7 protein-coding genes are annotated in these 8,568 nt (G+C 57.2%); 6 read left to right on the top strand and 1 reads right to left on the bottom strand.

The features are described 5' to 3' along the window. Positions 1–220: 220 nt before the first annotated feature. The 6 genes from grxC to L991_RS14365 all read left to right on the top strand — a co-directional run bounded on the left by grxC (position 221) and on the right by L991_RS14365 (position 7,346). Positions 221–484, top strand: a complete 264-nt coding sequence (grxC, locus tag L991_RS14390; protein WP_047396712.1) for a glutaredoxin 3 — start codon at positions 221–223, stop codon at positions 482–484. 146 nt (positions 485–630) lie between these two features. Further along, the gene (secB, locus tag L991_RS14385; protein WP_028450679.1) at positions 631–1,104 is read left to right on the top strand and encodes a protein-export chaperone SecB; all 474 of its coding nucleotides are present in this window, start codon (positions 631–633) and stop codon (positions 1,102–1,104) included. Next, entirely contained in the window at positions 1,085–1,546 is a 462-nt protein-coding gene (locus L991_RS14380; RefSeq protein ID WP_052190918.1) for an SH3 domain-containing protein, read from the top strand. Before secB ends, L991_RS14380 begins: the two co-directional genes overlap by 20 nt. A 22-nt stretch (positions 1,547–1,568) precedes the next feature. After that, positions 1,569–2,561: an NAD(P)H-dependent glycerol-3-phosphate dehydrogenase gene (locus L991_RS14375; RefSeq protein ID WP_047396711.1), complete on the top strand. Its 993-nt coding sequence runs from the start codon at positions 1,569–1,571 to the stop codon at positions 2,559–2,561. A gap of 119 nt (positions 2,562–2,680) precedes the next feature. Beyond that, the gene (locus L991_RS14370) at positions 2,681–6,370 is read left to right on the top strand and encodes a PAS domain S-box protein (protein ID WP_047396710.1); all 3,690 of its coding nucleotides are present in this window, start codon (positions 2,681–2,683) and stop codon (positions 6,368–6,370) included. Further along, positions 6,363–7,346, top strand: coding sequence for a two-component system response regulator (locus L991_RS14365; protein ID WP_047396709.1), 984 nt, complete (start codon positions 6,363–6,365; stop codon positions 7,344–7,346). The genes L991_RS14370 and L991_RS14365 overlap by 8 nt, the downstream gene beginning before the upstream one ends. Before the next feature lie 52 nt (positions 7,347–7,398). Here the strand turns inward: L991_RS14365 and L991_RS14360 are convergent, their stop codons facing one another. Then, positions 7,399–8,502 (bottom strand): patatin-like phospholipase family protein, encoded by a 1,104-nt coding sequence (locus tag L991_RS14360; RefSeq protein ID WP_047396708.1) that lies wholly within the window; start codon positions 8,500–8,502, stop codon positions 7,399–7,401. Positions 8,503–8,568 lie beyond the last annotated feature (66 nt).

Raw genomic sequence — 8,568 nt, 5'->3', positions numbered from 1 at the left:
CGAACTATACCCACCCATCGGAAACACGTCAACACCAACCCAACGAAAAAGCGCCAACAAGTCGATAAGCGATTGATTTTCATAAACCTATACCAGGCAACTTTTGCGACCAGAAACTTAAGACTTGCATTTCCGCTTTGGCGCCACATCTAGAAAGATGTACTCAACAAGAGCAAAGTCAGCACAAAATTCACTGGCTTTGCACAAGGATAGCAAGCTAATGGCCAAAGTAATCATGTATAGCACCGGCTACTGCCCCTATTGCGATCGGGCAGAACGCCTACTTAAAGAACGCGGTGTCGATAATCTGGAAAAAATCCGCGTGGACCTCGACCCTGCACAACGTGAAGCCATGATGGCACGAACCCGGCGCCGTACGGTGCCGCAAATTTACATTGATGATTATCATGTAGGTGGTTTTGACGACTTGGCAGCCCTGGATCACGCTGGCAAATTAATCCCCTTGCTGCAAGGTGAACAATAAGCGTCATCTGGATACCAAATCACCGCAGAGATCATGGCATCAGGCGAACAACTATGCGATGATTCCTGCGCGCTGAATTACGCTATCAATTGCTGATAGTATGCAGCGAATACTTGTTTAAATATCACGACTCAAAGGGATGGACCATGAGCGAAGAAAACCAAGAAGTACAACAACCGATTTTCGCCGTACAAAAACTGTACGTAACCGACATTTCGCTCGAATCGCCAAACGCGCCAAATTCTTTCATGGAACAAGCGCAGCCTGAATTCAATATCCAGTTCCGCAACCAAGCTAAAAGCTTCGACAATGGCTTTTACGAGGCGGGCCTGACCGTTACTGCCACGGCCAAAGTGGAAGATCGCACCGTATTTCTGGTAGAAGTAACCCAAGCTGGTCTGTTCCAGATTGAAAACGTACCTGAGCAAGAACTGGATCCGCTGCTGGGCATCGGTTGCCCAAGTATTCTGTTCCCGTACCTGCGCGAAGCCGTATCAGATCTGACAACGCGTGCGGGCTTCCCTCCGCTGATTCTGCAACCGATCAACTTCGAAGCGATCTACCTGCAACAGCGTCAACAAGCTGCCGCACAAGAAGCCAATGAGCAAACCACTCATTAATCGCGCTGCATATTATTTGCACGTGGGTGCACTACTGGCCTTGGCGGCCGGTAGTGTTCATGCACTGGAATACCGTTCCAGCGCGCGTCATGGCGTTATTCTGTATGAAGCGCCAAACGAAAACAGCACGAAACGCTTTGTTTTGAGTGCCAATATTCCGCTCGAACTCATCGCCGAACAAGGCAATTGGCTACGGGTACGGGATCGGGATGGCACGCTGGCTTGGCTTGCCAAAACCGACGCCAGTAGCACTCGTTATGTGCAAGTGAGCAAACTGGCAGAGATTCGCGTAGCGCCGCAGCCACAAGCCACCACCCTCTTCAAAGCCGAACGCAATGTACTATTGCAACTGCTGGATAACACCGGCACCGGCTGGCTGAAAGTCAAACATCGTGATGGCCACACCGGCTACATCCGTATCGAAGAAGTTTGGGGCGTATAGCCCATCTGCAGGAGATCAACCCTTGAAACTTGCCGTTCTTGGCGCTGGCGCTTGGGGCACCGCCCTAGCGATCCGTTTTGCCGACCGCCAATCGGTTACGCTGTGGTCGCGTGAAGCTGAACAAGTTGCAACCATGCGCAACGAAGCCTGCAACCCACGCTACCTGCCGGATGCGCCCTTCCCCGCGCAACTGCAAGTCACCGCATCCATGGCGGAAGCCATCTGCGATGCGGGCTTAGTTTTGATTGTAACGCCGATGTCTGGCCTGCGTAGCACCTTGAAAGCACTGGCCGAACTTGGCAATACCGCACCCGTCTTGTGGGCGTGCAAAGGCTTGGAAGCTGGCACTATGCTGCTGCCGCATCAAGTCGCCGAGCAAGAGATGCCCGATCACATTCCGCGCGGCATGCTCTCTGGCCCCAGCTTTGCGCAGGAAGTCGCCAAAGGCCTACCCGCGGCAGTGACTATTGCCGCGAGTGATGCGGCGTTTGCCCAGCAAGTGGTGAACGATCTAAATACCAATGTACTGCGTCTCTACGCCTCCGATGACTTGGTGGGCGTAGAAATCGGCGCCGCTGTTAAAAACGTTATGGCGATCGCCGCCGGGGTGGCCGATGGCCTGAATCTGGGCCTGAATGCTCGCGCGGCGCTGCTGACTCGCGGCTTAGCCGAGATGGCGCGCTTCTGCGTCGCTTTGGGCGGCAAGCCCGAAACCATGATGGGTCTGGCCGGGATCGGTGATTTGATGCTCACTGCGACCGGTGATCTATCCCGCAATCGCCGGGTTGGCCTGCTGCTAGCACAGGGGCTTGATCTGGATGGCGTACTGAAAAATCTCGGCCATGTCGCCGAAGGTGTGCCCACTGCCCGCGAAGTATTGCGCCAAGCCAACGAGCTGGGCATCGATATGCCGATCACAAAGTCAGTGTGCCAAGTTTTGTTCAAGCAAGCGCAGGTCAGCGACATTATTGCTGATCTCATGGGCCGCAGCCCGAAAATGGAAGCTGCGGTCTAAACACAGCTCACCTCAAGCAAGCCACCTGCGGGTGGCTTTTTTCTTGACCTTTACTTGCTGTGCCCAAGCCCAAGCGCCGCCTATACTGAGGCTTTACCGCCTCAATAGCACAAGGCGCCATGCTCAGAGACTTTTTTCTCGCCGCCGATATACCTAGCCAGCTACTGCTCTATGGCAGCTATCGCTACGATCTGGTGGCCTTGTCTTTTGTCATTGCCATTCTGAGCTCAGCCATGGCCTTGCAGGTGGCTGGCATGGCGCGACTCGCCCACACACGGGCCTTACGGCAGGTGGCTTTTCTCACTGGCTCATTTGCCTTAGGCGTGGGCATCTGGTCGATGCATTTTATTGGCATGCTAGCGTTTTCGCTCTGCACCACCATCAGCTACGACTATGGCCTCACCTTGCTATCGATGCTGCCCGCCGTATTGGCCTCCTGGGTAACACTGAATCTGCTGTGGCAGCGAGACATTAACCGCTGGCAACTCGTGATCGGCGGGGTATTGGTCGGCAGTGGGATTGGTGCAATGCATTATGCCGGCATGGGCGCCATGCGGATGAGCCCTTTGCTGCGCTACGACCCATGGTGGTTTGCGGCCTCCATTGTGGTGGCGGTGGTGCTGGCTATGCTGGCCCTCTGGATCCGCTTTGGTCTACTCCGCCGCGGCCGCTTTAGCGCCTTGCAGTCGATTTTGCTTGGTGGCATCGTGATGGGCTGCGCGATTACTGGTATGCACTATACGGGTATGGCCGCGGCACGCTTTGTAGGAAGCGCTGATCCGGCCTATACCCCCACGATGGGTGCCAACACCTATCTCGCCATCAGCATCGCACTCTTTACCATCACGGCTAGCGTGTTTGTACTGGCCGGCAATGCCCTTTTGCGCTACCGCCAGCTGTTGCGGCAGATGCAAAATAATGAAGCGCAAATGCGAGCCATCGTCGATACCGCCGTTGATGGCATCATTACCATCGATCAACACGGCCTGATCCGCGCGCTTAATCAGGCGGCCGAGCAGCAATTTGGCTGGCCAGCTGCCGAGTTAATCGGGCAAAACATCAACCGGCTGATGCCCGAACCTTACCGCTCCGAGCATGATGGTTATCTATTGCATTACCTGCAAACCGGGGACGCCCGCATCATTGGCCAAGGGCGAGAAGTTTATGCCCAGCGCCGCGATGGCTCGGTGTTTCCGATCCGGCTGGCCGTGGGCCGCACCCAGATGGCCGGCGAGCCGATGTTTGTTGGCTTTATCACCGATATCAGCGAGCGTGTCCGGATTGCCAAAGCCCTACAATCAAGCGAACAACAATACCGTACCCTGATCGCCAATATGCCCGGCGTAGCCTTTCGCAGCAAGGTTGATTTTGACTGGACCAAACTGTTTATCAGCCAAGGCATGACACAACTCAGCGGCTGGCCGGCCGAAATGTTTCTGGATGGCAGCCTTAGCACCGTCAGCATCATCCACCCGGACGATCTGGCGCGAGTGCGCGCCTGCATTGATGCCGCCATCAGCGCCCAGCAATCCTATGTGGTGGAATACCGCATTCTGTATCGGGGTGGTGGCGAGCGCTGGGTATCGGAAAGCGCCGGCGTGGTATACGACGAGCAAGGCCAGGCGCAGTGGATCGATGGCGTACTGCTGGATATCACCGAGAGCAAAATCCGCGCAGCAGAACACGAAGGCATTGTGCATGCCATTTCACGCGCGCTCAGCGTGGTTGAATTTGACCTGACCGGCACAATCCTCGCCGTCAATGACAACTTCCTCAGCCTCACTGGCTATAGCGCAGCCGAGCTCATTGGCCAGCACCATAGCCTGCTGTGCTTTACCGAGGAGCGCGACAGCCCCGAGTATCAAGCCTTCTGGCAACGGTTGCAGCAGGGTGAATTTCAAAGCGGCGAATACCGCCGACGTGGCCGCGCCGGGCAAGAAATCTGGATTCAATCCGTCTACAACCCGATTCTGGATCTGGACGGCCAGCCTTGGAAAGTGGTGAAGTTGGCGCATGATCTGGCCGAGCGCAAAAAAATGGAGCAGGCACTGACCGAAGCGCGCGATCGTGCCGAACAAGCCGCCGCCGCCAAGGGTATGTTTCTGGCCAATATGAGCCATGAAATCCGCACGCCGATGAACGCCATTTTGGGTTTTACCGAACTCTTGCAGCACACGCCCCTGGATGCCCAGCAGGCACGCCACCTCGACATCGTGCGCCAATCTGCCCGCGCGCTGCTGGGGCTCTTGAACGATATTCTGGATACCGCCAAACTCGAACGTGGCGCTATTGAGCTGGAAGAAGCCGATTTCTCACTGCGCCAGTTGTGCGAGCAACTGATCAGCACCTTCGCCCTGCAAGCCCAGCAAAAAGGCTTGGCACTCACCTTGCACTATGCGCCCGATTGCCCCGCGGCGATTCGCGGCGATGCGCTGCGGCTGCGACAAATCCTGACCAATTTGCTCGGCAATGCCGTGAAATTTACCGAGCACGGGCAAGTTAGCCTCAGCGTCGAGTGCGATCAAACACAGCTGCGCTGCCAGATCAGTGATACCGGCATTGGTATCGCCCCGGATCGGCTCGAAACCATTTTCGCGCCCTTTACCCAGGCCGATGTGTCGATGGCGCGCCGCTTCGGTGGCACTGGCCTCGGCACAACCATCGCCCGCCAACTGGCAGAACTGATGGGCGGCACCATCAGCGTCAGCAGTAGCGAAGGTGTGGGTAGCTGCTTTACGCTACAGCTACCTTTGCGCGCAGCCAACAGGGCCGAGGAAGTCGCCCAGGGTACAACAATTGTGCTCCCGCCATTACGCCTCCTGGTCGCGGATGATGTGGCGCAAAACTTGGAGCTAATGCAGCTCTTACTCCAGCAAGACGGGCATCAGGTCACGCTGGCACAGGGCGGCGCGGCGGCCATTCAGGCCTTTGAGCAGGGTGAATTTGATGTGGTACTGATGGATGTGCAGATGCCGCAGATCGATGGCTTGCAGGCTACGCGGCACATTTTGCGCTGGGCCGCCGCACAAGGCCGGCCAGCACCACCCGTCATCGCACTCACCGCCAGCGTACTCTCGCAAGACCGCGCGGACGCCGAAGCTGCCGGCATGGTCGGCTTTGCCTCCAAGCCCGTTGAGCACGCGGCGTTGAATGCCGAAATAGCACGAGTCTTGGGCTTGCCGACGAGCCCAACTTCTGTGACAAGTCATCCATCTCAAAGCCTAGCCTTGGGGCAAGTTGGTGCCACCATTGATGCAGTCAATGTAACGATCGACCGCGCCGGCGCTCTCGCCCGCTGGGGTAGCGAGGCGGCATGGCAAACCCATCTAGCCGCTTTTGTGCAGGAATATCAAAACTTGCCTGCCGAGCTAAACACTGCCGATGCTGGCGCACTGGCCGCCACCGCACACCGGCTACGCGGGGTGGCAGCCAATCTGGGGCTCACCGCGATGACCCAGTGGGCCCAGCAAATCGAATCCACCCGCACCCTGCCCAGTGGCTGGCAAACTGAATGGGCCAGCCTACTGACCTCAGCCAGCGCCGCATTGTCGCCCACAAGCGCAGCTACACCAGCAAACACAGGTACACCGATGCCTGCAACCCCAGAATTAGCAGCAACGCTGTCTGTGCTGGCCGCCGCGTTTGCCCGTGGCGAGCTGGCCGAAGACACCCTCGCCCCTTTGCAGGCTTATTGCCCACCGGCCTTATGGCAAACCCTCAACCACGCACTGGGGCAGTTCGATTTTGATGCGGCCCTCGCCACCCTGCAGCAATGGCAACAGACTTTGAGCGGAGAACAGCATGACTGAGCCCAATCCCCTGCTACTGCTGGTTGATGATGAGCCCAATAATCTGCAGGTGCTGCGCCATATTCTGCAAGAGCATTACCGGTTGCAGTTTGCCCGCGATGGAGAAAAAGCACTGCAACTTGTGAGCCAAGCGCCGCCAGCGCTGATCTTGCTCGATGTCATGATGCCGAACATGACCGGGCTTGAAGTCTGCCGGCGGTTAAAGGCCGATCCGGCCACGGCCAATATTCCGGTGATTTTCGTCACGGCCCTGAGCGATAGTAATGACGAAGCCGAAGGCTTTGCGGCCGGCGCGGTTGACTACATCACCAAACCGGTCAGTCCGCCCATCGTGCTCGCGCGAGTAAAAACGCATTTATCGCTGGTGCGCGCGGATGAGCTGCGCAACACCCGGCTGGAAATCATTCGCCGGCTCGGGCGCGCGGCCGAGTTCAAAGACAATGAAACCGGCATGCACGTGATCCGCATGAGCCACTACGCACAAAAGCTGGCACTGGCCGCTGGGCAAAGCGCGCATTGGGCCGAAGAATTATTGCATGCCGCCCCCATGCATGACATTGGCAAAATCGGGATTCCCGATGCGATTTTGCGCAAACCCGCCAAACTCGATCCCGCCGAATGGCAAATCATGCAAACCCATGCCGAGATTGGCGCGCGCATCATCGGCGAAGATCGCTCAACCTTGCTGCAAATTGCCCGCACAATAGCCCTGAGCCACCATGAACGCTGGGATGGTCAGGGCTATCCGCAGGGTTTGGCTGGGGAGGCAATCCCGCTGGCGGCGCGCATCGTGGCGATTGCCGATGTCTTTGATGCGCTCACCAGTGTGCGCCCGTACAAAGCCGCCTGGACTATAGAAGACGCACTTGCGCATATTGCCGCCCAAGCCGGCCAGCATTTTGATCCAGCGCTGGCCGCGCTGTTTCTTACCCTCGAGCCTGAGTTATGCGCCATTCAGGCCAACTGGCGGGATTAAACGCCCGCCCAGTCGCGGCGGCACAACACTCGACTTCAGCCCAAACTCAGCCCTAGCGCAAAGCCGCCCGCCGCCCTTGCAGAAATAAGCTCGCCTGCCGCCGGCCATCTTCGATCAGGCGCGTTAGGTTTTCCGGATTACGATCCAGCTTGCTTTCGTAATCCAGCTCATGCAGCGCCTCGCTCATTTCAATAAACGGAATATGGTACGGTGCGGTGGCCTGCGCCAGATGGCATTTCGGGATCAGCACCGGCTGGCGGATATCAAATTGCGCCAGAAACTCAGGGCGGAAAGCATCGCGCAGCATCAGCTCATTGAGCCAGCTTAAGGTATCGAGCTGCTGAAATAGCGACACATTGCCCACCATTTCATTACGCCGATCGGCAATCGCTTCGGGCAGCTCAGGCACACTGCGGCAGCCGGTTGGGTTAATTTTGATCACCCAAACTTCATCCGGGATATTGCCCTCACCGACGTATTGCGCGCGCACTAGCTCATTGATCGGCGGGTTATCCGAAAACAGGCCATCCCAATACGCACGGCCTTCGTGCTGTACCGCCGGGAAAATATTCGGCACCGCGCACGAGGCCAGAAAATGCTCCAGCTGAATCGACTCGGTGCGGGAATTAAACTTACGCAGCTCGCCGGTCAGGATATCGGCCGCCCCCAGCAATAGCGCCGGTGCCTGCGGCTGCGCCCCCCAGGCTTGCAGCTCGGCAAAATCAAAATGCTTTTGCAGCAGCAAGGCAAAATCGGTGAATTCGGGGCGCAGGCTTTGCGTGCTGAGCGCCATCATCCATTTGGCCAGCGGATCAGACGGGCTCATATTGAAATGCGGCATATGGCCCTTGCTGGTGGCGCGCAGTGTTTCGATGATCTGATCATTAAACTGCCGCTCGGCCGCCGTTTGCGCCATATTATCCAGCCAGAAATCCAGCAGGCGCTTGCTGGGCTGGGCATCGCCCTTGCGCAAGGCATACCAGAGCAAACCGGCACAGATCGCCCCGCCCGAGGTGCCGGATAAACTCACCAGTTCAAAATCGGACTGAAAATTCTCACTAAACAGGGCATCGAGCGCCCCAGCGGTAAAAGCGGTTTGGCTACCGCCCCCCTGGCAGGCCAGGGCGATTTTGCGACGTCGGCGAGTGCTGGGCATATCCTTTCCTCTGGCAGCTGAATAACACAGAAAAATGTAAGGATAAAATCAGCAAAACACAAGCAC

Source organism: Chitinibacter sp. ZOR0017 (assembly GCF_000799095.1).
Taxonomy (GTDB): domain Bacteria; phylum Pseudomonadota; class Gammaproteobacteria; order Burkholderiales; family Chitinibacteraceae; genus Chitinibacter; species Chitinibacter tainanensis.
This window is presented reverse-complemented; position numbering and strand designations above follow the sequence as displayed.

Coding starts and splice junctions, on each gene's coding strand:
- grxC (WP_047396712.1), top strand. CDS start 221: ATGGCCAAAGTAATCATGTATAGCACCGGCTACTGCCCCTATTGCGAT.
- secB (WP_028450679.1), top strand. CDS start 631: ATGAGCGAAGAAAACCAAGAAGTACAACAACCGATTTTCGCCGTACAA.
- L991_RS14380 (WP_052190918.1), top strand. CDS start 1,085: ATGAGCAAACCACTCATTAATCGCGCTGCATATTATTTGCACGTGGGT.
- L991_RS14370 (WP_047396710.1), top strand. CDS start 2,681: ATGCTCAGAGACTTTTTTCTCGCCGCCGATATACCTAGCCAGCTACTG.
- L991_RS14365 (WP_047396709.1), top strand. CDS start 6,363: ATGACTGAGCCCAATCCCCTGCTACTGCTGGTTGATGATGAGCCCAAT.
- L991_RS14360 (WP_047396708.1), bottom strand. CDS start 8,502: ATGCCCAGCACTCGCCGACGTCGCAAAATCGCCCTGGCCTGCCAGGGG.